The organism is Shewanella inventionis (assembly GCF_019931735.1).
In the GTDB taxonomy this organism is placed as follows: domain Bacteria; phylum Pseudomonadota; class Gammaproteobacteria; order Enterobacterales; family Shewanellaceae; genus Shewanella; species Shewanella inventionis.
Window position 1 is genome coordinate 4,502,825 of sequence record NZ_CP082926.1, and the last position, 24,870, is coordinate 4,527,694.

22 protein-coding genes are annotated in these 24,870 nt (G+C 43.6%); 7 read left to right on the plus strand and 15 right to left on the minus strand.

Translation table 11 applies throughout. The annotated features are described in order from the left end of the window. The first annotated feature begins 119 nt into the window (after positions 1-119). The gene (locus tag K8B83_RS20250) at positions 120-1,010 is read left to right on the plus strand and encodes a tyrosine-type recombinase/integrase (RefSeq protein WP_188738534.1); all 891 of its coding nucleotides are present in this window, start codon (positions 120-122) and stop codon (positions 1,008-1,010) included. Further along, positions 1,007-2,074: an IS91 family transposase gene (locus K8B83_RS20255; RefSeq protein ID WP_188738536.1), complete on the plus strand. Its 1,068-nt coding sequence runs from the start codon at positions 1,007-1,009 to the stop codon at positions 2,072-2,074. Before K8B83_RS20250 ends, K8B83_RS20255 begins: the two co-directional genes overlap by 4 nt. Positions 2,075-2,908: 834 nt before the next feature. On the opposite strand, the gene K8B83_RS20260 is transcribed toward K8B83_RS20255, so the two are convergent. After that, positions 2,909-3,403, minus strand: a complete 495-nt coding sequence (locus K8B83_RS20260) for a hypothetical protein (protein WP_188738173.1) — start codon at positions 3,401-3,403, stop codon at positions 2,909-2,911. A gap of 347 nt (positions 3,404-3,750) precedes the next feature. On the opposite strand from K8B83_RS20260, the gene K8B83_RS20265 reads away from it, so the two are divergent. After that, positions 3,751-4,707: an IS1595 family transposase gene (locus K8B83_RS20265; RefSeq protein WP_188738175.1), complete on the plus strand. Its 957-nt coding sequence runs from the start codon at positions 3,751-3,753 to the stop codon at positions 4,705-4,707. 76 nt (positions 4,708-4,783) lie between these two features. Next, positions 4,784-5,746 carry an integron integrase gene (locus K8B83_RS20270; RefSeq protein ID WP_223418772.1) on the plus strand — a complete coding sequence of 321 codons (963 nt, stop codon included), beginning with the start codon at positions 4,784-4,786 and terminating at the stop codon, positions 5,744-5,746. 115 nt (positions 5,747-5,861) lie between these two features. Here K8B83_RS20270 and K8B83_RS20275 read toward each other — a convergent pair whose 3' ends face one another. The 12 genes from K8B83_RS20275 to K8B83_RS20330 form a co-directional block, all read right to left on the minus strand. Next, positions 5,862-6,632 (minus strand): ABC transporter permease, encoded by a 771-nt coding sequence (locus tag K8B83_RS20275; protein ID WP_188738176.1) that lies wholly within the window; start codon positions 6,630-6,632, stop codon positions 5,862-5,864. Next, positions 6,632-7,567, minus strand: coding sequence for an ABC transporter ATP-binding protein (locus K8B83_RS20280; RefSeq protein WP_188738397.1), 936 nt, complete (start codon positions 7,565-7,567; stop codon positions 6,632-6,634). The genes K8B83_RS20275 and K8B83_RS20280 overlap by 1 nt, the downstream gene beginning before the upstream one ends. Before the next feature lie 199 nt (positions 7,568-7,766). After that, positions 7,767-8,297 carry a hypoxanthine phosphoribosyltransferase gene (hpt, locus tag K8B83_RS20285; RefSeq protein ID WP_188738178.1) on the minus strand — a complete coding sequence of 177 codons (531 nt, stop codon included), beginning with the start codon at positions 8,295-8,297 and terminating at the stop codon, positions 7,767-7,769. 7 nt (positions 8,298-8,304) lie between these two features. Further along, entirely contained in the window at positions 8,305-8,964 is a 660-nt protein-coding gene (locus K8B83_RS20290) for a flavin prenyltransferase UbiX (RefSeq protein WP_188738181.1), read from the minus strand. A gap of 25 nt (positions 8,965-8,989) precedes the next feature. Then, the gene (gene mpl / locus K8B83_RS20295; RefSeq protein ID WP_188738183.1) at positions 8,990-10,384 is read right to left on the minus strand and encodes a UDP-N-acetylmuramate:L-alanyl-gamma-D-glutamyl-meso-diaminopimelate ligase; all 1,395 of its coding nucleotides are present in this window, start codon (positions 10,382-10,384) and stop codon (positions 8,990-8,992) included. 92 nt (positions 10,385-10,476) lie between these two features. After that, on the minus strand, positions 10,477-10,785 hold the full coding sequence (locus K8B83_RS20300) for an AzlD domain-containing protein (RefSeq protein ID WP_188738185.1): 309 nt from the start codon (positions 10,783-10,785) through the stop codon (positions 10,477-10,479). Next, complete coding sequence (locus K8B83_RS20305; RefSeq protein WP_373284883.1) at positions 10,782-11,570, minus strand: AzlC family ABC transporter permease; 789 nt, start codon at positions 11,568-11,570, stop codon at positions 10,782-10,784. Before K8B83_RS20305 ends, K8B83_RS20300 begins: the two co-directional genes overlap by 4 nt. Positions 11,571-11,711: 141 nt before the next feature. Then, positions 11,712-12,392 carry a Fe2+-dependent dioxygenase gene (locus tag K8B83_RS20310; RefSeq protein WP_188738187.1) on the minus strand — a complete coding sequence of 227 codons (681 nt, stop codon included), beginning with the start codon at positions 12,390-12,392 and terminating at the stop codon, positions 11,712-11,714. 80 nt (positions 12,393-12,472) lie between these two features. Next, entirely contained in the window at positions 12,473-14,782 is a 2,310-nt protein-coding gene (locus tag K8B83_RS20315) for a TonB-dependent receptor (protein WP_188738189.1), read from the minus strand. 260 nt (positions 14,783-15,042) lie between these two features. Beyond that, positions 15,043-15,429, minus strand: a complete 387-nt coding sequence (gloA2, locus tag K8B83_RS20320; RefSeq protein ID WP_188738191.1) for an SMU1112c/YaeR family gloxylase I-like metalloprotein — start codon at positions 15,427-15,429, stop codon at positions 15,043-15,045. 147 nt (positions 15,430-15,576) lie between these two features. Beyond that, on the minus strand, positions 15,577-17,640 hold the full coding sequence (locus K8B83_RS20325; RefSeq protein WP_188738193.1) for a PhoX family protein: 2,064 nt from the start codon (positions 17,638-17,640) through the stop codon (positions 15,577-15,579). Between the two features lie 181 nt (positions 17,641-17,821). Further along, the gene (locus tag K8B83_RS20330) at positions 17,822-19,069 is read right to left on the minus strand and encodes a DEAD/DEAH box helicase (RefSeq protein ID WP_188738195.1); all 1,248 of its coding nucleotides are present in this window, start codon (positions 19,067-19,069) and stop codon (positions 17,822-17,824) included. A 375-nt stretch (positions 19,070-19,444) separates the two neighbouring features. On the opposite strand from K8B83_RS20330, the gene K8B83_RS20335 reads away from it, so the two are divergent. Then, a complete protein-coding gene (locus tag K8B83_RS20335; RefSeq protein WP_188738197.1) occupies positions 19,445-19,615 on the plus strand; it encodes a hypothetical protein in 171 nt (56 codons plus the stop codon). On the opposite strand, the gene K8B83_RS20340 is transcribed toward K8B83_RS20335, so the two are convergent. Next, positions 19,612-20,103 (minus strand): GNAT family N-acetyltransferase, encoded by a 492-nt coding sequence (locus K8B83_RS20340; RefSeq protein WP_188738199.1) that lies wholly within the window; start codon positions 20,101-20,103, stop codon positions 19,612-19,614. The two genes, K8B83_RS20335 and K8B83_RS20340, sit on opposite strands and share 4 nt — an antisense overlap. An 82-nt stretch (positions 20,104-20,185) precedes the next feature. Between K8B83_RS20340 and K8B83_RS20345 the strand changes: the two genes are divergently transcribed. Continuing rightward, positions 20,186-20,623, plus strand: coding sequence for a DUF3429 domain-containing protein (locus K8B83_RS20345; protein ID WP_188738200.1), 438 nt, complete (start codon positions 20,186-20,188; stop codon positions 20,621-20,623). Positions 20,624-20,668: 45 nt separating this feature from the next. Here K8B83_RS20345 and K8B83_RS20350 read toward each other — a convergent pair whose 3' ends face one another. Beyond that, complete coding sequence (locus K8B83_RS20350; RefSeq protein WP_188738203.1) at positions 20,669-23,716, minus strand: transglycosylase domain-containing protein; 3,048 nt, start codon at positions 23,714-23,716, stop codon at positions 20,669-20,671. A 268-nt stretch (positions 23,717-23,984) separates the two neighbouring features. On the opposite strand from K8B83_RS20350, the gene K8B83_RS20355 reads away from it, so the two are divergent. After that, entirely contained in the window at positions 23,985-24,836 is an 852-nt protein-coding gene (locus tag K8B83_RS20355; protein ID WP_188738205.1) for a DUF72 domain-containing protein, read from the plus strand. Positions 24,837-24,870: the final 34 nt, after the last annotated feature.

The window sequence follows — 24,870 nt, forward strand, 5'->3', positions numbered from 1 at the left end:
TCTTAAATTGTTTGTTGAACGAAGCCGCTCTGCGGCAGAAAAGATAAAAGCCCATCTTTCTCACCATCATAAATACTTACTAGACCCTGCCTACCTTGGCATTACCTAGGAGTATCACCATGGAAACTCATGAACAACAACGCTTTGATTTTCTTTATCAACAACATCTTACCAATTTAACCCTGCAAGGCAAGCGACCTGCTACCATCGATGCGTACAGTCGCGCCGTTAGGCGCATTAGTGCTTATTTTGACTGTTGCCCTGATAACCTTTCAACCGATGATTTGAAGCGTTATTTTGCTGATTTAATTGCCTCTCACTCCTGGAGTACCGTAAAACTCGACCGTAATGGATTACAGTTTTTCTACCGGTATGTCCTTAATCAATCTTGGGAGTGGCTCAACATTGTTAAGCCGCCGCAGGTCAAACGCCTACCGGATATTCTAACCCCTGCCGAAGTCTCAATCGTCATTAGCCTCACCCATAAGCTGCGATATCAAGTGTGCTTTTTAACCTTATACAGTATGGGGCTGCGCCTCGGTGAAGCAATTTCATTGCAGGTTGGCGATATCGATTCAGCGTTGATGCAGGTGCATATTCGTGACGCCAAAGGCGGCAAGGATAGGCTAGTACCTTTACCGCAACGCACATTGTTAGCGCTGCGGTATTACTGGCAAACCCATCGCCATCCTCGGCATGTATTTCCCGGTAAAGACGGTAAACCAGACTCGCTGATGGACCGCGGTGGTATTCAAAAGGCCATGAAAAAGGTGATTTCTGAGTGCAACATTCACAAATCTATCAGTCCACATAATTTACGTCACAGCTATGCGACTCATTTGCTAGAGCAAGGATTAGATTTACGCTCAGTACAACACCTGCTCGGTCACAACAGCCTAAACACCACAGCAAGGTATACACGTCTCACTCAAATTACCCGTAAGAACACGGCCTTGTCGGTTAACCAGCTCACTAATAATTTGGTGTTGAAGTGGGAGTGTGACATATGAAGTTTATCGATATTTTACGTGACCATCTTGATGTGTTTAATCAAGCTTATGACGGCCAAATAACAACATCAATGCGTCAAGCGATTAATGCCATGCTGAGTTGCCGCACTCATACCCAACGCGCCAGCCTCTGGACTTGTCAGGGGTGTACTCATACAGCTGATTTTCCGCTGTCATGTGGTCATCGCAGTTGTCCCCAGTGTCAGTACAACACCACGGCAGATTGGTTAGCGAAGCAGCAGACCAAACTGTTACCTGTCGATTACTTTATGGTGACATTTACGTTGCCATATGAACTGCATGTGGCGGCTAAATATCAACCGGAATCACTCTATCCAGCCATGTTTTCAGTGGCTGCCAGTGTGCTCAAAGACTTTGCGCTTAATTCACCAAAGCTTAGCGGTGATATTGGTTTTACCGGCGTATTGCATACTCACAGCCGGCGGCGTGATTTACATCCGCATATTCACTTTATTATTCCAGCGGGCAGTTTCAACAAAACCCAACAACACTGGAAAAAGAATAAGGGCAAATACCTGTTCAACGCTTTCAATTTAGCTAAAGTGTGGCGCGCACGTTTACTGGAACAGTTGGTAAAACTGAATCTCAAACTGCCAACCTCACTGCCGAAAAAATGGGTGGTTGACTGCCAGCATGTGGGCAAAGGGTTGCCTGCACTGCAATATCTATCACGCTATCTTTATCGTGGTGTACTGCCTGACAAAAACATCAAAAGGCTCGTCGATGACAATGTGAGTTTCGAGTATGAAGACAGCCAAACAAAGTCAACAAAAGTCCGCACTTTACCCACCATAGAATTTCTCTGGTTAATACTGCAACACGTATTACCGAAGGGATTAAGACGAGTGCGCGACTATGGATTACTCAGAGGCAATGCCAAAAAACTCAGGCTACAAATACAACTGATGCTGGCGGTTGCTGGGGCTGTATTTCCAATCATTCCAGAGATAAAGCGCAGATTAGCGACGCGCCGTTGCCCCTGTTGTCAGCAACCAATGCGCTTTATGGGCATAGTGAAACGACCGACAAACTTAATACCCTGACCCTAATGTTGAAAATGATAATAAGGATAATGGCTTAACTGAATACCGTGGAGGGTTAATTTAAGATACTGAAATATAGCGAGTTAACTAATTAGCAAAGAGGCTAAGGGAACTTGCTGCCTACTGAAAAGTAGCGAGCTAACAATCACATCAAACAGCGCGTTTTCTCGAACTGTTAATTACATAATAAAGAGTCACATCTCACGTGTTCGGGCTTGTTCAACACTTGGGATAAGGACGCGGCTTCGCGCGGCCTATCCTTATTAGTTATGTTTACCACAACCACATGATTTAATTGAGAAAGAACTGCGATTTATAACGTTTTTTATGAGCTAGACCACAACGCAAGAACCAACTTGACCGCCAAAGGCGATAAACCAGCAACAAGTAATGCCACTTCCCTGCCCAATGAGGCAACCCGCCGAAGTAACAACAAGCGCCCTTTCTTTCCAATCACAGCGCAAGACAATGGAAAATTGCCGAGGCAACTGCCAAGCAAATTGCTGATTGACCAAGAACCTCACAGCGACTTTAAGCCAGAGAACTAAAACCTAGCCAGCTCGACCTGAAAATGAAGCAACCCACGAATATTGGCATGTTTTACAGCCGAAGAAACTAAAGAACTTAGGCCGATAATGCCGATTTGCTGAGGCAACTCGGACGAATGGCCAAAGGGACAAAGAACAGAGTTCAAAGAGTTTTTAAGCCACTGAAATACAAGTAAACATAACGCCCCATTCAGGGGCTGATAATAGCTTGCTAAAATGTGAAGCGAAGCGGAACCGAGCAAGCTGTTAGCAGTCCCGTTACTGTAATGGCTTGTTATGTGGCTATTTATTTAAACCACTGTCCTATGTTTTCTTCATCAGCAGATGGGTGTGAAAATATACCTTCATCTAACGCTGCGACAAAATAATCAGCATCTTCTGGGTTTAAACCAGTATCAGAGTAATTTAACACTTTAATATTGTCGACCAACGCAAAAGGCTGTGCATTATACATTTGGTATAACTCCATAGGCTTTGACATCCCCTTAGCCCAAGCTTTGATAAAATAGACATCTTGCTTACTTCCGTTTTCAAGAGTTATTAATCCATCCTGCACATATGCCCAGCTATCGGATTTTTGCGATAAGGTGTTTAAAAATTCTTGTCCAAGAATAACCGCATTTTGCTGGGTGTCTGCTTCAAAGGTTTTAATTTCTCGGTTTTCACCTTGATAGTAAATAACTAAAGGAACTAATAATTCACCTTCTTGTAAATCACTGCCAATCAAAACACTATGTGCTAATACTAGACCTATAATTTTTCCTACTGCTCCAGATATCAACTTCTACTCCTTGTCACATAACAGCTTATTGAAGGGCAAAACAAAATTAAAGTCGCCCTTTAAGTTATTGATTATTAACATCCTACATTTACTATCTTATTGATGTAAAGCGATTTAATTTAACTCCACTGACAAATAAAAGCGAGCTTGCACGTTAAAAGTGGACTTAATATTCGTCAAAGATTAAAAGTGCATTAATTTCAATGCATTAAAAAATAATCAAATTATTTCCCGTACGACTTTAGTTTACTTATTAGCCGATTTAGCTTGAAAACACGTCAAAACCCATTATAACTGTATATAAACAAGGGCTATCCATTTAGCGCCACCAGTGTCAATATGTAGTAATGAAAACTTCATCGTATTTATTAAAAGCTGGCGTTGATTACCCTACAAGTTGGGACGAGTTTGTAGATTGGTTTCATGATGAACAATCTTGCATCAGCTACCTTTACGCACTTCGTTGGCCAAACGGATTCATTTGTCCAAGCTGTTCAAGCCATCAATCACCTTATCAGTTAAGTAATGGCAAGTTAAAATGTCATGCTTGTCGTTCTCAGTGTTCAGTAACATCAAGTACACTTTTTGACAAAACAAGAACCCCCATGAAAAGTTGGTTTGCTGCGGTCTGGTTTATTACAAATCAAAAAAATGGTGTCAGCGCTCTTGGAGTTCAAAGGCTATTAGGTCTTGGGAGTTATCAAACCGCTTGGTCATTAATGCACAAGTTAAGACATGCCATGGTTGATCCTGAAAGGGATAAGTTATCCGGCATCGTAGAGGTTGACGAAACACTAATAGGTGGCGTCGTTCCGCAATCATCTATTAAAAATCAACAGGGTAAGCGTAAGGCTGTAGTTTTGGTCGCTGTTGAGCTGCTATCACCCTCTGGATTTGGTCGGATACGTTTAAGGCAAGTGGAAAGTGCAACTAAAGAACATATCCATCAATTCATTCAAGATGTAATTGAACCTGGTAGTACAATTTGTAGTGATGGCTCTCAAGCATACAAACAAATAGACAAGAAAGGATATAAGCATAACCGAATAGTGCATTTAGGTTCATCTGTACCTGCACATGAAACAATGGCTGGGGTACATCGAGTCTCATCATTATGTAAAAGATGGCTTTTAGGTACATATCAAGGCGCGGTAAAGGCTAAGCAACTTGATTATTATTTAGATGAGTTTACATTTCGCTTCAACAGAAGAAAGTCAGATTCTCGGGGATTATTATTCTACAGGCTGCTTGAACAAGCAGTGCGTTCTAAGCCGATAACGTACCAATCAATTAAAGATCGATAACCACAATATATAGTGGTTGGTTGTGCTAAGTGGATAGCCCTTATATAAACACAGTGCAGGTAACATAAAGGGGGAAATGATGGCAGGAACTGGATATTTAGAAGCGATTAGACAACAAATTAGAGTACGGCATTACAGCTATCAAACTGAAAAATCTTATTTGTATTGGAATCGATATTTTATTCGCCATTTTCGTTTTTCGACGGCAAAGCAAATTTCCCCTAGCCATATTGAACAATTTTTATCATTTTTGGCAAACAATAAACACGTATCAAGCAGTACACAACAGCAAGCCCTTTGCGCCCTTGTTTTTGCGTTTAAACATGTATTAGCTATCGATACTGATAATTTACAGTTCCCATATGCTAAACCTCCAAGTCGTATTCCGCAGGTATTAAATGATGTTGAGGCCAAACAGGTCATTGATAATTTACATGGTAAATACCAACTGATTGGCTGTTTATTATATGGCGCGGGGCTAAGATTAACTGAAGCGTTAAGTATTAGACTTAAGGATATCGATTTTGAAAATCGCACACTTTTTGTATTTAGAGGTAAAGGTAAAAAAGATAGAGTTTGTATTTTACCTAAAATGACCATTGACCCCATACAGCAGCAGATGCACCTTGTGCGAGAGACTCATGCTCACGACTTATCTCAGGGATTAGGGATGGCTTCTTTGCCTCCTAGCTTACTCAAAAAGTTTGGGACAAGCGCCAAACAATTACATTGGCAATATCTTTTTCCTTCGATTCACTGTGTGTCACATCCTGTTAATGACTATAGATGCAGACATCATATTGACCCAACAACATTTAGAAAGGCATTAAAAAAAGCAGTTCAGAAAACGACTATCACTAAACGCATTACCGCTCATACTTTTAGGCATTCCTTTGCAACAAACTTACTGAGACGTGGTCACGATATAAGAACCGTGCAGGAATTACTCGGCCATAATGATGTAAAAACAACCCAGATTTATACCCATGTTGCAGGTTTGCACCAAACAGGTGTACAAAGCCCAATGGATTACAGTTAGCAATAATAATTACTTAGTCCGAGATAAAACCTATTGAGTAAATCCCTGTTAAATAACGCCCACAAAAAAAGGCCCTTCCGAGCCCTTTATCAATGCTTTTTGTGCTTGGTATGTATTAACTTCGTAAACCAATCCCACGAGATATAAGATAATACGCCAGCGTCCATAGGCTGGCACAAAAGCCCACCATAATGGCGATTGATAATGGCACACTAATGTCGGCAAAGCCTAAGAAGCCGTAGCGAAATACGTTAATCATATACACAACAGGGTTAAGCGCTGACACGCCTTGCCAAAAGTCTGGTAATAACGATAACGAATAAAAAACGCCGCCCAAATAGGTCAGTGGCGTTAGAATAAATGTAGGGATAATACTAATATCGTCAAAGCTTTTAGCAAACACCGCATTAATTAACCCGCCCAGCGAAAACAACACTGAGGTTAAAAATACTGTAAGTATGACTAAACCTACATGGTGTAGAGTGATGTTCACAAACAACATCGCCACTAGGGTTACGATTAAACCTACACACAAACCACGAGCAACACCACCGCCAACATAACCGGCAATTAACACGTAATGCGGGACAGGCGCGACCATGATTTCTTCAATGTTGCGTTGAAATTTGGCACTGTAAAACGACGATGCCACATTAGAATATGAGTTAGTGATAACCGACATCATGATTAAGCCTGGTGCGATAAACTCCATATATGACACGCCGCCCATTTCACCGATCCGGCTGCCAACTAGGTTACCGAATATTAAAAAATACAAGGTCATGGTGATAGCTGGCGGTACTAACGTTTGCACCCAAATGCGGGTAAAACGGTTAATTTCTTTGGTTAAAATACTTTTAAAAGCCACAAAATACAGACTATTCATTATTTTGACTCCTTGGCTTTTTCAACCAGCTCTACAAATAATTCTTCTAGGCGGTTGGCTTTATTGCGCATTGATAACACCTCGATGTTTGCGGCGCTCAATTGAGCAAATAGCTCATTAATATTGTGCGATTTAGCCACGTCCACTTCTAAAGTATGACGGTCTGTTAAGCGGCAATTCATATTAGCCAATTGCGGCGCGGTCTCTAAGTCATGGCGCAAATCTAAAATAAAGGTCTCCACATCAAGCTTGCTGAGTAGGGCTTTCATGGTGGTGCACTCCACCAGCAAACCTGTGTCAATAATGCCAATGGTGCGGCACAGCATTTCGGCTTCTTCTAGGTAGTGAGTGGTTAAAATAATGGTCACACCTTGCTGATTGATTTGCTTTAAAAAATCCCACATTGAGCGGCGCAGTTCAATGTCTACCCCTGCGGTTGGTTCATCTAAAATAAGCAGTTTGGGCTCGTGCATTAACGCACGCGCAATCATTAAACGACGCTTCATACCGCCCGATAACTCGCGGGCTTGGGCATTGCGCTTTTGCCATAAATCAAGTTGAGTTAAGTATTTTTCGGCGCGTTGTAATGCCACATCTTTAGGCACACCGTAATAGCCTGCTTGGTTAACCACTATTTGTTGTACGGTTTCAAACTGGTTAAAGTTAAACTCTTGCGGCACTAATCCAATACACAGTTTGGCTTGTTCAAGCTGCTTGTCGATATCAAAGCCAAATACAGACACAGAGCCAGAGGTTTTTTGCACTAACGAGCTGATAATGCCAATTGTGGTCGACTTGCCAGCGCCATTTGGGCCAAGCAGGGCAAAAAAGTCGCCCTGCTTTACCGTCAAACTGATCGACTTAACCGCTTGCACGCCGCCTTTATAGGTTTTTTTAAGGTTTTCGATCACCAATGCATTGTTGGTGTTACTCATTGCCATACCTCTAATCCATGAATTGCGCATTAAACACTTCTTATTACGTACTGCTAAAGACGTTATAAAAATGAAAAAAGATGCAAAAATCTTTAGACACTTAAAACAATACTCCCGCCGAAAAGCGGGAGTGTATACCCAATTAACCAGAATATGCTCGATGTTGGCAAGTATGGATAGGGAATGTAAAAAGCCCCACTTAATCTAGCGGCACCACTTTAGCAATGTAAGGCAGATTGCGATATTGCTCGGCATAGTCGATACCGTAACCCACAATAAACTCGTCAGGAATGGTAATACCGATAAAGTCGACTGGCACATCAACTTCGCGGCGCTCTGGTTTGTCGAGTAACGTGCACAGCGCAAGACTTTTTGGGTCACGCAGTAGTAGCATCTCGCGTACTTTGTTTAGGGTGTTGCCTGAGTCAATGAGGTCTTCAACTATAAGTACATCTCGGCCTGCAATATCAGATTGTACGTCTTTAAGTACCTTAACATCGCGCGAGCTACTCATGCTGTTGCCGTAGCTAGACACAGACATAAAATCGATTTCAACATGACCTTTAATACGACGACACAAATCGGCCATAAACACGACAGAGCCTTTTAGCAGGCCAACCATTAATAAGCGCTCGCTGTTGGCATAATGTGCATTAATACGCTCAGCTAGCTGGTCTAACGTTTTATTGATTTCTTGCTCAGAAATCATCATTTCAATTGTGTGCTTCATAAATATCTCAATTGTCGATGTCGTTTGGCTGGGTGTGTCCGTATCCCCAGCGACTCGTTAAGTCGTGCTCTATACCCAAATGATCTAGGATCCGGGAAATCATGAAGTTTACCAGATCTTCTACCGATTGGGGATTATGATAAAAGCCTGGTGCTGCTGGCATAATGGTGGCGCCATTGCGGGTTAGGCTTAGCATATGCTCTAAGTGTATGGCGCTAAACGGAGTTTCTCGCGGAACTAAAATCAATTGCCCCCGCTCTTTTAGTACAACGTCTGCTGCTCTTTCGAGCAAATTATTGCTCATACCTGTTGCCACTGCCGCTAACGTACCCGTTGAACACGGGCAAATCACCATTTGTTTTGGCGCAGCGCTGCCTGAGGCCGGTGGCGAAAACCATTCATCTTTACCCAGCACCACCAACTCACCTTTAAGGGGAGCATCTGGGGTATCAAGCTGTTCAAGCAATTGCGCTTTGGCTTTGTCTGGGTTGGCGCTAAGTTGTAAACCATGCTCGGTGGCCAGTACCACTCTCGCGGCACTGGATATCATTAAAAATACCTGGTAGTCGTTCGCCAGTAAGCATTCAAGTAGCTTAATACCATACGGCGCACCTGAGGCACCGGTCCAGGCGAGACTTATTGCTTTGGCTTTTTTGGCGTAGGCCATCTTGTATCCTCTATTGCATTGACGTTTACGCTAATGCCTTAATGATTTTTTGATGAATACCATTAAAACCACCATTACTCATTATCACCACGGTATCACCTTGATTTGCCGTGTCGGCAACAGCGTTAACGATGTCGTCGATGCTGTGGTATACAGTTGCGGGGATTGGAGCATTTGCCATGCTGGCACTTATATCCCAGCCAATATTGTCTGCTTGATATAAATATGCCACATCGGCTAACGCCATCGAATTGGCTAAGGTGTCTTTATGCACACCGCTTTTCATGGTGTTGGAGCGCGGCTCAAGCACGACAATAATCTTCCCCGCAGCATTGGTATCAACGCCCACTTTGGCACGTAAACCTTGTAAGGTGGTGGCAATCGCTGTGGGGTGATGGGCAAAATCGTCGTACACGCTAATATCGTTAACCGTATCAAGTAATTCTAAACGACGTTTTGGCGGGCTAAATTGCGCTAATGCCTCAATGGCGTGATTAGGCGCAACCCCAACATGACGAGCGGCAGCAATGGCCATTATGGCGTTTTCAATATTGTGCTGACCAATCAAGCCCCAACTCACAACGCCTTGCGTTTCACCGTTAAACAACACTTCAAACTCGTGACCGTCGTCGGCAATCGTACGCGACTGCCAGGCGCTTGGTTCAGTTGTTGTAGCGTGTTTAGAATAAGTTTCTTGCTCGCTCCAGCAGCCCATATCAATCACTTGTTTAACAGCGTCAACGTCGCGTGGCCAAATCACTTTCCCCTCACCTGGTACGGTGCGAATAACATGATTAAATTGACGTTGAATGGCGGCCAGATCGGCAAAAATATCGGCATGATCAAACTCTAAATTATTGATTACCAGCGTGCGCGGACGGTAGTGAACAAACTTAGAGCGTTTATCAAAAAAAGCGCTGTCGTATTCGTCGGCTTCAACCACAAAAAACGGTGAATTACCTAAGCGCGCTGACACACCAAAGTTTTGTGGTACGCCACCAATTAAAAAACCCGGCTCATAACCGCAATACTCTAACACCCAGGCGAGCATACTTGAGGTTGAGGTTTTACCATGAGTGCCCGACACAGCTAACACCCACCTGTTTGGCAATATATGTTCTGATAAAAATTGCGGCCCTGAGGTGTATTTCATGCCACGGTTTAATACCGCTTCAACACAAGGATTACCACGACTCATGGCATTACCAATCACCACTAAATCGGGTTGATTCTCGCCTTCTTTACCCAGTTGGATTGGGTCAAAACCTTGTATTAGTTCAATGCCTTGTTGCTCAAGCTGAGTGCTCATTGGCGGGTAAACGTTGGCGTCGCTTCCGGTCACTTTATGGCCCATTGCGCGGGCAAGCAGGGCTAATCCGCCCATAAAAGTGCCACAAATCCCTAAAATGTGTACGTGCATGATTTCACTCTACTGATCCATTATATGGCGCTTATTCTAATCTATTGCGCCAGTGAATGTCAGTTAACAATTATTGAGAATCATCAATGGGATTAGGGCGAATATAAAAAGAAAAATAACCCCATGCTCAGCACAGTGGTAAGTAAGGTGTTGCGGGTAATATAAGCCAGCACCGTAGCCACCAGCGCACAGGTTAAATAAGGGTTATGCATGCTAATGGCCAGTTTACCCTCTGGTACAAACACAATAGGGGCGAGTATGGCCGTTAAAACAGCAGGAGCAGAGTAACTTAAAAAGGTTAAGGTGTTTTTACTCAACCGAAGTGGGATTTTGGGTTCTAATAACAAGTGCCGACTCACAAACACCACCGCTGCCATTGATAAAATAATCAACCATGTCATAGGTTGTCCTCCTTGGTGGGCGTGATATCAGCACCGGGGGTATCAGTAGTTGCAATGCCTTCATTGGTGAATTTGGCATAAGCCATACCCGCAGCCATGCCCGATATGGCGGCAATCAATAAACCAGCTTGAATGGCAAACACGGCGCACACCACCGCTAAGGTGAGCGACACTAATACACTCACTAAAATTGACGGCTTTTTCACTGTGGGGACCACTATGGCGATAAAAGTGGCAGCAATGGCAAAGTCGAGCCCAAGCTCACCTAAATTATCGATAGACTGGCCAGCGACTATGCCGAGTAAGGTGGCTATGTTCCAGCCAATATAAAAGGTTAAACCGCCACCCAGCGCATACCAGCGATCAAATTGATGCTGTGCAGACGTTTGGCCGCCATGAGTCTGGTTTGAAATAGCAAATAACTCGTCGGTGAGTAAAAACCCCAGCCCTAGCCGCCATTTAAGGGGTAATGGGCTAATGTGACTGCGCATGGCCATGGCATAGAGTAAATGCCTTGAGGTTATGAGCAAGGTGGTGATTAAAATGCTGCCAATACCAATACCGGTTTTTATCATCCCGAGGGCGACCAATTGCGCACTGCCTGCAAAAATAATCGCCGACATGGCCTGGCTTTCTATCGCAGTGAGGCCAATCTCTAGTGCGAATGAGCCGGCTAAAATGCCCCAGGGGATGACTGCAATGGTTAATGGCATCACCGCTAAGGCACCTGCAAAAAATGATTTGGTTTTATTGGTGGATCGAGTAATAGATTCGGCAGTGCTCACATCATCTCCTTATGCGCTCAGTTGGCAAGAAGATTAGCTTAATCTGAATAATGCAGTAAAGCGTTATGAGTATTTCATTTTTTTACGCGGTGAGTAAATCAAAGGGCGTATATTGACAAAATACACGCCCTTTTTGTCGTATTATAGCTGGGTAAATTGTCTAATTAAGTTGTGATACACATTGTGTAAATTGTCGAGTTCGGCGCGATCGGTTTTGTTGGCGTTAATCAGCTTTTGAATACTTTGGTCAAGTTGATACAAGGTTTGGCGTAAGTTTGTATCTGCCACCATGCTTTGCATCCAGGTAATAGCAGCAACACGCTGGCCACGAGTGACCGCGGTAACTTTATGTAAACTGCTTGATGGATACACCACTGCATATCCGGCTGGCAATTTAATTTGTTGCTGACCAAATTCAGTAGAGATAACCAATTCACCGCCGTCGTATTCTTCTGGCTCGCTTAAAAACACCGTCATCGACACGTCGCTGCGGATCACTTCACTCGTGCCCGGTATCCGCATAATTGCGGCGTCGACATGGTAGCCATACTCTTCGGTTTCACTATAACGATTAAAACACGGTGGGAAAATTTTATGCGGTAATGCCGCGGAAACGATTTTAGGCGTATCACCAATGCACCCTAAAAGCTGGTTAGCCAGCTGGCGAACGTTGGTATCTTGTGCATCGGCTTGATTGTTATTTTTTACTGAAGCTGCCATCCCCATTGCGGTTTTACGGCCATCGCCCCATGGACATTGCGCTAACTGCTGACGATAAGCGCTGACTTGCTCTTTGCTGAGCACTTTTTCTATAACAACCATGCTTATTTCCTGTTTTTTAAAATCAAAAAACCAACGCTTAACGAGAAGTTAAGCGTTGGTGTTATCGGTAAATCGCTCGATTAAAATTCGTATGTCATCGACAGTCTTGAATTACGAGCATCACCAAGGTACATAAATGAACCTGAACGATATGCCGCTGTCCAGTATTCTTCGTTTAACACGTTACCCACGTTAATGCGGAATGTTAAGGCTTCAGTAGCATTGTAACTCGCAAATAAATCAACCACTTGATAGTTAGGCACTACGATGCTGTAACGCTCATTAGTCGTGTCATAACCTGCCGCAGTATCTGGTTGGCCGCCGTACATTTCGCTTTGGTAAGTGTAGCTACCACCAAATACAAATGAGTCTGATATTTGATAACGTAATTGTAAATACGCGCTTTCATCTGCAAAGTTACTTAACGCTAAGCCAATGTTTGCTGGGTCGTAAGAATCTAATATTTCTGAATCCATTTTAGCGGCAGAGAATTGAATGCTGAGCTGTTCAGTAATGTTACCCACCATACCAAACTCAATCCCTTTTACGCGGTTTTCACCTGTGTTGAGCGTACCTAAGGTTGAGTAGCTGTCACCAACGCTTTCCATTACATCACTTTTTGTGATTTGGAAAATCGATGCTGAGAACATCATTTTGTCATCAAATAACATCCACTTGGTGCCAAGTTCGATGTTTTCAACGATTTCAGCGTCGGCTTCTGTGGCTTGCTCTTCAGTACCACAAATACCGCCATAACCACAGTTTGCTCCTAGGTCAGACTCGCCACCATTGATGTTGGTAGCCGTGCTGTAGTTAGCATAAATGTTAGCGTCTTCATACAAGTCGTAAACCAAACCGAAGTTGTAGTTATACATGGTGTCTGAATATTCATAAAGCGCATTGGTTGTGTCGTTGCTGTAGTCAAAGCTGTCGAGCCTTAAACCGTAAAACATAGACAATTGCTCGGTTAACTCAACGTTATCCATCATATACGCCGACACAGTTTCAATGTCGTATACTGCATCTGAGCCGCCATCAACATAACTGCGCCCCATAAGTTGGCTGATGTTATCAACCGTATTACCATCACCATCGATAATACAATAAGACTCAGACACACCGCGACGACCATTGGTAGTACAGTTTGTCGGGTTGTTATTGGTAATAGTGTACACACCGTTATCGACATTTTCGTCTGTGTATTCCAAACCAAACACTAACTTATTATTAAAACCAAAGATTTTAGTGTTCCAGAATAAATTGAACTGAGTGCTAACATAATCCACATCTTGATTACCCTGGTGAGTACTTAATGTTAACGTACTTGCGCCTGGTGCTGTGGCATCGGTATCGGCACGGGTTGTACCGCCCATCCCCGTTGTAATATAGCCGTTTTCGGTATGGCCAACTCGCGTGGCGTTGTACAGGGTAATGTCGCTATTAAGCTCGTACTCTGTGCGCAGAGTAAAGGTGGTCACCTCTGAGTCTAAAAAGTCGCCTTCTTGTGCATATACCGGAATATCTTCTAATGGCTTACGAGTGGTTTGATCAAAATAGCTGCCTAAATCGGGCACATCTTCTGCTTTAATATGATACACATCGGCAATAAACGATAAGGCATCTGTGGTTTCATACACACCCGATAATTGCACACCATTACGGTCGCGACTAATACCCTCGCGGCCAGGCTTATCTTCTTGTGCAGTTAAACCGTTTAGGCGCACAGCGACTTTTTCTGATAATGGTAAGTTGTAGTCAATGGTTACGCGGCTGTGGTCGTCACTGCCTACCCCAACATCTACTCGGCCAAAGTCATAGGCAACAGAGGCTTTTTTGGTTACGCTGTTAATGGCACCGCCCGATGAACCACGGCCAGCAAATGTTGAGCTTGGGCCTTTAGTAATTTCAACGCGCTCAGTGGCAAAACTTTCGCGGGTTGTCATGCCTGGGTCACGAAGGCCATCAACAAACACGTCGCTGCGGGCTTCGTGACCACGAATAATGTAACGGTCACCAAATGCGTTACCGTTTTCACCTGTACCAAGAGTTACACCTGCTTGAGCAGATAAAATGTCTTTAAGGTCGGTGTTTCCTGACTCTTGGATTTGATCTTGGGTTAATACCGTGATGACCTGTGGCGTATCGACTAACTCAGCCAAACGGCGTTTGTCGGCCGAACTGTTAAACATGTAAACTGAATTTTGTACACCATGAACACGAATGCGCTCAATAGACTCGTCTGTTTCAGCTGGTTTACATTTAGCTAATATATCCTTATCGCAAGTTTCATTGTTGGTATCTGCAGCATAAACCGCAGGACTACCAAACACTAACGCAGCAGCAACAGCTTGGGCACCCAATGATAACTTACTGTAACGGTTCGATTTCATGTCTAACATCATCCTTTTATTAATTAGCGTTTATGAAAGTGCTTTTATGTGACGCACTTTACACAAACACAACGAAGATCACAAATACAAATCATTATCATTTGTGTAAAGATTGTAGTTAGCAATGTATATTTGCGCTGCATTAGATGACAGCCAGTAACAAATTAAAGATGTCGTTGACACTAAATGTACAGCCTATTTCAACATAGAGGCTGCACAAACTTGGATGAGGTTAAAGATTAACGGTGAGTAAAACGCTATTAAGTGGTTTGGTATAGCTCGAGTGGCAACCCATCTGGATCACTAAAAAAGGTGTATTGCTTATTAGTGTACTCATCGACTCGAATGGGCTCAACCTCTACATCATGCTGTTGTAAATGCTGTACCACTTGCTTGATATCGTCGACTTTAAATGCCAAATGGCGTAATCCTTGTGCCTCAGGAAAGCTCGGTCTTGGCGGGGCACCATTAAACGAAAACAGTTCTATTTGACTGCCGTCGGGCAAGGCTAAATCCAGTTTGTAGGAATCGCGCGCTTGGCGATAATTTTCGGCAATAATCTTAAGCCCTAATACCTGAGTATAAAATGCTTTTGAGCGAGGATAATCGCCACAAATGATGGCTACATGGTGGATGCCTTTTAGCATAACGTTCCTGTTATTAATAATACGCTAATAAATAATAAAACCCTGATAGCACAAGTCTATCAGGGTTTTAATCAGCATGAAAAGTGGTTACAGCTTAAGGTAACTCATGAATTATCTTGCAATTGGCTCTGAGTCACCTACAGCCTATTAAACACCCACTGCGCCACCATCATCTTTACGAATAATCACAGTGGCAGCGCGTGGACGCACACTAACCCCTGCTGGTGTAGCTTCATCAGCTTTATCTGAATAAGGCCAATTGTCTGGATGCTGAATGTTGGCAAATACCGTGGTGTAATCAGGCGTAATGGCAAAACCTGTGACTTCGCAGCCGTTAGGCCCAACAAAGAAACGTTTAAGTTGTGTTTGATTGTCGGCGCCAACCACTTGTTGATTGCCGTCAGCATCAAGCATAGTTGAAGGCACAATGGCTAGCATTTGGTCGTTGGTTTCTTCACCTACTTCAGATGCGCCATTATCGGTTTGTACCCATAAAATACCACGGGCATCGAATGCTAATCCGTCTGGGCTGGCAAACTGGTTAAGGTCGGTTAAGCCAGATAAGTTGGTTTCTGCATCGCCATCATCTGGCGAGCCAAAAACAAAGATATCCCAGCTAAACTCTGTTGCCGCGTCGCCTTCATCCCAACGGATAATATGACCAAAGTTGTTATTTAAACGTGGATTAGCAGGGTTAGTGCTCTCAGTACGTCGACTGTTATTGGTCAGTGTCAGGTAAACCGTGCCAGTAAATGGGTCAACCGCTGCCCATTCAGGGCGGTCCATTGGGGTTGCGCCCACTAAATCAGCTGCACCAGCTGTGTTTAAAATAATCTCTTCTAATGAGCTAAAGCTATCTGCTAATGTGCCGCCGTCAGTTGTCATGCCGTCAAGAGTTAACGGTAACCACTCACCTACTCCGTCTTCGCTGAATTTTGCTACATACAATGTGCCAGCATTCATGTATTTGTCGCCCATGCTTAAGCGGTTACTGCTGTTAGCATCTGCGGCGTCCCACACTGCGTCTGACACAAACTTGTAGAGGTATTCAAAGCGAGAGTCATGCCCAGAATAAAAAGTCAGCGGCTTGCCTTCTTCAAGTTTACCAAACACACAACCTTCATGACGGAAACGGCCTAATGCTGTGCGCTTAACTGCACGAGAGTTAGGATTGTATGGATCTATCTCAACAATATAACCATGACCATTGGCTTCGTTACGGTAATCGTTCGCTGCACTTGTGCCGGTTGGTGTCATGTCAAAACGTGCAAACTCGTCTAGGCGCTCTTCGTCATGACCTGCTAGATGATTCCAGCCATAACGCGTGTCAGTGCTAGGAATACCAGTGCGTGATTGCTCTTCAGTCCGTTCGCCTTTATTGACAAAGTATTCTGGCCAGTTTTCTTCACAGGTTAAATACGTGCCCCAGGGCGTGTAACCATTACCACAGTTATTTAAGGTACCGCGCGCCTGGCTGCCGTCTGGCGAGTAGCGTGTTTCCAGGTATGAGCTATAGGCTAGTGGACCGGCAATATCCATAACACTTGCACCGGTAAAGCGGCGGTTATAGCTATCGTTTTCAACCACTTGCCACATGCCAGACACTAACTTAATCCGTACAACTGACACGCCATGGGCGTTGATTTCTTTGCGCACCTCGTCGATGACACTGCGTTTGCCATCGGTGTCATACGTTGGGCCTGTAGGGTGTAAGGCATCTTGGTCAATGTATTCGTGGTTAATACATAGTAAGCCATCATCACCTGCATCATTAAGCGGGAAAAAATGCATACCGTCATGATGCATACCCACTGAGTTTGCTTGATCATCTGCAGTGTTACTACCGTCATCTTTCCATGCTGCGGCTTTTGAGTTAAGAGGCGTACCCCATGGTGCTAATACATAAGCAGAATAACCCGCAGGAATGGCCACTGCGTCTGTTAACGACCCAGGGATTGACTCAAACCCTAATACCGCAGAACTTTTAGTTGGCGCAGTTGGTGTTGTCGGAGTGGTTGGTGTTTCTGTGGTGCTGTCATCATTATCAGAACCACAGGCACTTAGCCCAAAACCGCCAAAGGCAGTCAGGGCACTTAGCCCTAAACCACGCTTAACAAAGTTACGACGTGACAGGTGTTTTTCCATCACTTCATTAAAAGGAGTGTTATTACTGTTATTAAAACGAGTTGGGTTAAACGTCGCCTTGCTCATATATTGTCCTTAAGTATGCTCACAAAATAACTGCTTCAATCTAGGTATGATTATTCGACAATTAAGATAAGCATCAAATGTGACAACAAGGTTCAAAAAGCGTGACAAAAATGTGGCATTTAAAAGACGGTAATGACAATAGGAGAATAGGCCACTCCCATTATGAAGTGGCCCTAAGTGATTATTTTTTATTACGTGATGGGCGTTGACCTAAGGCTTTTTTGCGGGCTTGCTGCTTTAACGCGCTTTTGGTCGTTTTACGAGTAGTAACAGCAAGTTGAGTTAAATCAGGCTCAAACCCTGTTAACCATTGTTGCGGTAGGCGGCGATCTAAAAAGGCTTCGAGTTTTATCAGTATTGGCTCATCATCAACACTGAGAAACGTGATCGCCTGGCCTTGATTACCTGCACGACCTGTACGGCCAATTCTATGGACATAATCTTCTACTTGAAACGGTAATTCCATATTAACGACATAATTAAGCTCGTTTATGTCTAGGCCTCTGGCTGCAACATCTGTAGCCACCAATGCGGTTAACTCGCCATTTTTAAATTGGCTTAACACTTGCTCACGCAAGGCTTGCGATAAATCTGCATGAAACACTTCAGCACTCACGCCCTCGTGCTTCATTTGTTTAACTAAAGCATCGGCACCTTGTTTGGTGCGGCTAAAAATCAAGGTTTGTTGCCATTTTTCTGCCTTGATTAAATGACACAAGGCGGCACACTTTCGGTTGCTATCGAGGTTATAAACACGCTCAACAATGCTTGCGGCAGTGGTATTACGCTTGGCCACCTCAATGACTTTAGGCGACTGCAATAAACGCTTACTAAAACTAAAAATACGATCATCTAAGGTGGCCGAAAACAACAGCGTTTGCCGGGTTTTTGGCACTTGTTTTAACACATCAATAATTTCGTCTTTAAAGCCCATATCTAACATACGATCGGCTTCGTCAAATACAAGGTGAGTTAACTGCGATAAAGACAACGCTCTTTTACGCAGCAAATCCAATAAACGCCCAGGTGTTGCCACTAATATGTCTGAGCCACCAGCAAGCTGGCGAATTTGCGCGCCAATACTTACACCACCGTACACCATCACACTGGTAATGCTGCTGCCGTGGGCATATTGCTCAATACTGTGGTGAACTTGTTGTGCAAGCTCGCGCGTAGGTACTAATACCAGCGCGCGAATGGCGCTAAAATTATTATGAGGATTAAGCGCTTGCTGGCTCAAAATGGCATGCAAAATGGGTAATGCAAATGCTGCCGTTTTCCCCGTGCCGGTTTGTGCCCCTGCCATCACATCTTGACCGCTTAATATCACTGGAATGGCACTTAATTGTATAGGGGTGGCTTGCTGGTAATCTAATTCAGCCAATCGAGATAATAAGCTTGGGTGTAACGATAATTCTGCAAAAGACATAAACGCTCCAATAACTAGAATTTGTATTTTATACCAAATCCATAACCGCAATCACGTAAATGATCTGCTCATCAAAATACTTAATCTCAACTCAGGTTGAGAGATGAATAAAACCTTGAAAGATCAACAGACCCTAACAATAACGCCATACGATACATTCAAACTTGAAGTTTGCGCTGATAACGTTATCGGTGCAAAGAGCTGTTTGATATACATTTATTATCCAGAGTTGGGGTTACTTATCTTCGCTAAACAGTGCGATGCGCCACATATGGCTAAATTACAACTAAAAGCACTTGACTCGTTGAAAAAGAGGAATACAATTTAAACATGTAAAATATTTATATGTTTAAATAATCATCTCGAGGCATCATCATGAGTTTTTCAATTAGCGGTATTTTTAAACCAGCCAAACAAACTGAACCTGTTAGCCATGTTGCGCCTAAAGCTGAACAAACCAACAGCGCACCGAAAACAGACACGCCACAGAAAAAACAAGGCAATGGTGGCAGTTGTTGTGGTGGCTGCGGTGGTGCTGGTCATTAACTTTTAACGCTATCACGCTTAAATATTAATAAACTCTCTTTAATATACAGCGACGGGTATTGTGCGGTCACATTCACAAACCCGTTGGCCTGAGCCACCCTTAACGAGCCTTGGTTCTGCCCATCGATATAGGCAAAAACTGGGCCTGTGATAGATTGTTTTAAAAACAGTGCTAGCGCCTGAGTAGCAATGCCCTTCCCCCAATATTCACGCCCAATCCAATAGCCTATTAAGCGTATTTCAGGTTCATTAGGCGTGGTTAGATCAGCATTAACCCACGATACTAAATGACCAACTAACAGGTTATTTTGCCAAATCCCTTTTGCCAAGCTGTGCTTATTTGCAAAAATATTCTGCTGCCAATGCTGATAAAAAGCTTCGCGTTCACGCGATGGCACATCTGCCATTTTGTTAGCAATGGGGTCATACTGAAATGCAAATAACCTCTCTAAATCATGCTCACACACATCTTTAAGATAAATATCCATTACGTTTTGCTCACCTATAGGCTGTACAACCAAGATCAATTATATTGGTTCTAGGGTCTTCATTTGTCGTTAAGGAAACACCATGAAACATATTAGAACCTGGCAATGGCTTGGATTTGCTGGCTTAATCCCGTTTGTTACACTCAGTTTGCTGGCCTTTAATCACAGCCTGTTATCACCCGAGCATACACTACTGGGTTTTATCAGCTATAGCGCGATTATTTTAAGTTTTATGGCGGGGGCATTATGGGGCAAAGCTGTAGCACTGGATCTCGATGACGGTATCGCTAAATTATTGATTATCAGTAATGTTATTGCGCTAGGTTGTTGGATTGCATTATTAACGCCGTTTGAATTGTCGGCATTAATCTTACTGGTCAGTGGTTACGTGTATTTGCTGTATATCGAGTTTAAAGCCAAACAATTATCTGCGACCACCAGCTACATTACTCTGCGCACAATCCTCACTAGTGTTGTTGCTGTGTGTCATATTGTGGTGATGCTCAGCTTGTATCAATAAGTAAAACCTGCCAAGCCCATAGTGTATCTATGGGCTTGATGCCAGTTATAATCCGGCCTGGCACTGCTCTTGATAATTAATCATTGGCGATAAAATTGGCATCATGCCTTTTAATACCTGTAATGGCAGTGCAGAGGTAAAGCTAAAGTCGTCGGCTTTTTCACCTGGTACAAACGCGGTTAACGTACCAAAGTGATGGTCACCTAAATAAAATACAAAGGTGGCGGTGCGGTTTATTGCCGTTGACGACACCTTACGACCGTTTCGGATCTCGGTCGCAATACGGTTGTCACCAGTACCTGTTTTACCGCCCATGATGATCAATTGGCCGTTGGCATCTAATAAGCTGCCGTTTAGTCGTCTGGCTGTGCCATTTTGTACGACATTGCCAAGTGCACGCTTAAGCGCTCTAGCGACTTCTTGATGCATCACTCGTGTGACCATTTGCTTATTATTAGCAAGCGTCACCTCGTAAGGGGTGTCTTTAGCAAATTGCAGTTCATCAATGCGCACCGTTGGGAACCGATAACCGTCATTTTGAATAATGCCCATCAGCTCGGCTAATGCTGCGGGCCTGTCACCCGAGCTACCTAATGCAGAACCTAATGACGGCACCATGTATTCAAACGGATACCCCATACGTACCCAGCGTTGGTGGATACTCAAAAACGCTTCAACCTCAAGCATAACCTGGATCCGCACATCGCGGGCATTTTGATGACGAGTTTTAAACAACCAACGATACACGGCTTGCAATTGTGGCTGAGCATCGTCTAATACTTGAGTTAAGCCCGTTTCTGGGTAGTCATTTAAATACCGTAATACCCATAACTCCAACGGGTGAACCCTGGCAATATAACCCTGATCGGCCAAGGTAAACTTGTCTTCGCCGTACTTGTTATAAAGCAAGTTAATTTGTTTGTCGGTAAAACTTTTAGTTGGCAAACGGGCAGCTAAAAAGGCGTTAAGTTCACGTTCGCCATCGTAAGGTTTTAAATAACGATATGCTGCCGTTAATTTATGCTCTTGTTGCGCGATACCATCAAATAACACGTCTAAACGTTGCTCAGGAGCAAGCTGGCGATATTTGCGATAAAAACGTTTTACAAACGAGCTACCTTCGCGTTTAGCAAAGGCTTTTAGGTATTCTTCGCGGCGCGGGTCTTTGTCATTACGCAATAATTGCGACACACTGCCTTCGCTATTGTAACTACTGCTGTAACTGACAATATCGCGCATTAAGCGCACAAACGGTAAGTTAATAGACTCTTGCAGCGCTTGATATAAAGTCGGTATGCGGCTGTTTTCTTTTTTATTGAAGTTATTAAATACATGCAAACCGCCGCCAGTAAAAAAGCGCTCTTCTGGTGACGCGGAATATTCGCGCTGCAAAGCTGCGTCAAGCATACGGGTTAAGTTACGGTCGCGGGTGGTGATCAAATAATCCACCACCCAACGGGTAATATGATCTTTGCGCTCAACATCGACCTGACGCAAATCGGCTACCGTCATTGCCGAAAAACGCTGTTGCAGTTCGGCAATAATGTCTAAGTAGGTGGCTAATACGCGCAGTTTTGCGGTAGAGCCAAGCTCCAGTTTACTGCCTTCGTTAATATCAAAAGGTTGATCAATACTGTCGGTTTGAATACGCACGCGGTTTGCGCTGTCGGTACTTTCATACAAGGTAAAGCTGTAAAGCACCTTATCTAACTGCTCGGCAGACAGTAAACGCTCGCCCAACAAGCCAACACGCTCTGCGGCGCCAACCTGAGATAAGCTGCGTAAGTAATCACTCACTTTTTGTTGTAACTCACCATGATAAGTACTGTTAATGGCTAAATCATAGCGGTCTAGGTCATATAAATTAACATCCAGCATGCCTGCTGTGCGAATGCGCACAGCATTAACCCCTTTGTTGTTGGCTGGGTTAGTCATTGCTGACTTAGTGGTATCAAACTTTAACGTTTGCTCTAATGCCGACACCATTAACTGGGTATCAATTAAGCCATCACGGCCTAATAAACGTAAATAGCTGTCAACCAATGACTCTAAATCATCATGGCCTTGCAGTAGGTAATAAGATGGCCGGCGCTGGGCTATCATTAACGCCACTATTTCTCTAAATACTTTACCGCGCTGGGCTGCATTTTGCTGAGTATGACGGCTAAGCAATAGCTGGTTTGCTTGAGCAAAATCAGTTTTAAACCACGCCCATAAACCATCGCCAATACCATGCACCTCACCAAACCCCGGAGCCGACGAGAGGGGGACAGTATTAAGATAATCTTGCACAATACGTTGGCGCGCCTTAACGGTACTTTCGCCTTGTTGATACACCCTAATAATGGCTGAACCAATTTGCAGCAACTTGTCTTTGATACTTAGCGTTAACCCATGGTTAGAGTGCCTGAATTTTTCAATTTGAGTGGCTAATGTACTGCCACCGGCCTTTGACATATCGACACCGGCAATTTCTGCAACTTGGCTGGCAGCGGCCAACACAAAACGGGGCCAATCGACCACAGGATTATATTTTTCTTCAGGGCTTAGCATTTCGCGGTTTTCAATAAACAACAAGGTGCTGATAACCTGCTGCGGAATGGTATCTTGATCTTGATAAACACGTTTAGGATAGGAGAAATCAAACACTGTCATGGCCCGGCAGTCTTTAATTAGAAGTCCTGACTGGGCTTTTTCGTGATATGGCGGAAAGAAACCCATTTCGGTGTAATCCATCAACATAGGCGAAAATGCCACTTGTTGAGTAATTTGGTAATTACGCTCCATTAAACGTTCAATTTTCTTAGGCAACTGGCTGTAACCATGACGGTCATCAAACGGGCCATATTTAGGATAAATAACCGCGTCGCTGGGATAGTCACGCAATTGATAAGTTAACTTGGTGGCGTATTTGTGTAAAAAGTACGATTGGTAATACGATGTTCTTACTTCAAACTCAACCAAATAGGCTGTGGCTAAAATAAGAATAATCATGAGCAAACCAGCTTTACTTTTACGGGCTTTAACTGGCTTTACCTGTGACTCTTTTGGGCGGTAATTATCAAACTGACGTTCAGTATGCTGACTCGACACAAACACTCCAACTAACGCATAACACCAATATAATGCATATTTTATTTTTTGACTGATATGATAGACAGGTAGCATATCAAATGAAGCTAATTTTATCAGATGGATAAACTGATTAGATATAGACAAAATAACTAAATATTACTTTTTAAGCCGTTAAAACCATTTTTGTCATCAACAAGGCAAAAACCGTTCTTATCTAGAGGGCATTTTGACGATACATACACTTAATTCAGCCCAACTATCCCCTCCTATAAGACTGGGGCTAGCCATGTGGTCACAAAACCATTGGCAACACAGTGTGTATGGCAATAATGACCCCAGCCAACGTTTAAGTCGTTATGCTGACATTTTTAATACGGTTGAGGGTAATACCACCTTTTACGCTACGCCATCGATAACACAGGCCAAAATATGGCGCGCCGCTGTCAATCAAGATTTTCGCTTTACCTTTAAACTACCTAAACACATTACACACGAGCTAAAACTGCACAATGCAGGCCCCGCATTAACACAATTTTTCTCGGTAATGGCGCCATTACTCGACGTAACAGGCATGTGGAAAATTCAATTACCGGCCAGTTTTGGTCCACAACATCTGCCCGTATTAGCCCAGTTTTTAACACAAGTGCCTCAAGGGTTAACCTATGGCGTAGAGGTTCGTCACCCAGCTTTTTTTGCCAAAGGCGATGCTGAGCGAGACCTTAACCGCTTGCTTATTAGTCATCAGTGCAACCGCATTATTATGGATACTCGGCCAGTATTTGCTGCGCCGCCAACATCCGAAGCCGTTATTGATGCCCATCAAAAAAAGCCCAAAGTGCCAGTGCATGCCATCGCCACGGCTCAACATCCGGTAGTACGCTTTATTGGTCACCCGCAAGCTGAAGCCAATGTGCATTTTTTTCAAAATTGGCTGAAAAAACTGCCATTATGGATAGCTCAGGGCAAACAGCCCTACTTGTTTATTCACACCCCAGACAATCACCATGCACCTCAATTAGCCGTCGATTTATATCGGTTATTACAGCAACAGCTGATCGATAGCCCCACCCCACTTAACGACATCAACTTACTGGCACAACATCAAGACGCGACCGCGCAAATGGGCTTTGATTTATAGCCATTAATGCTAGGGTTTCAACAGACAAAATAAA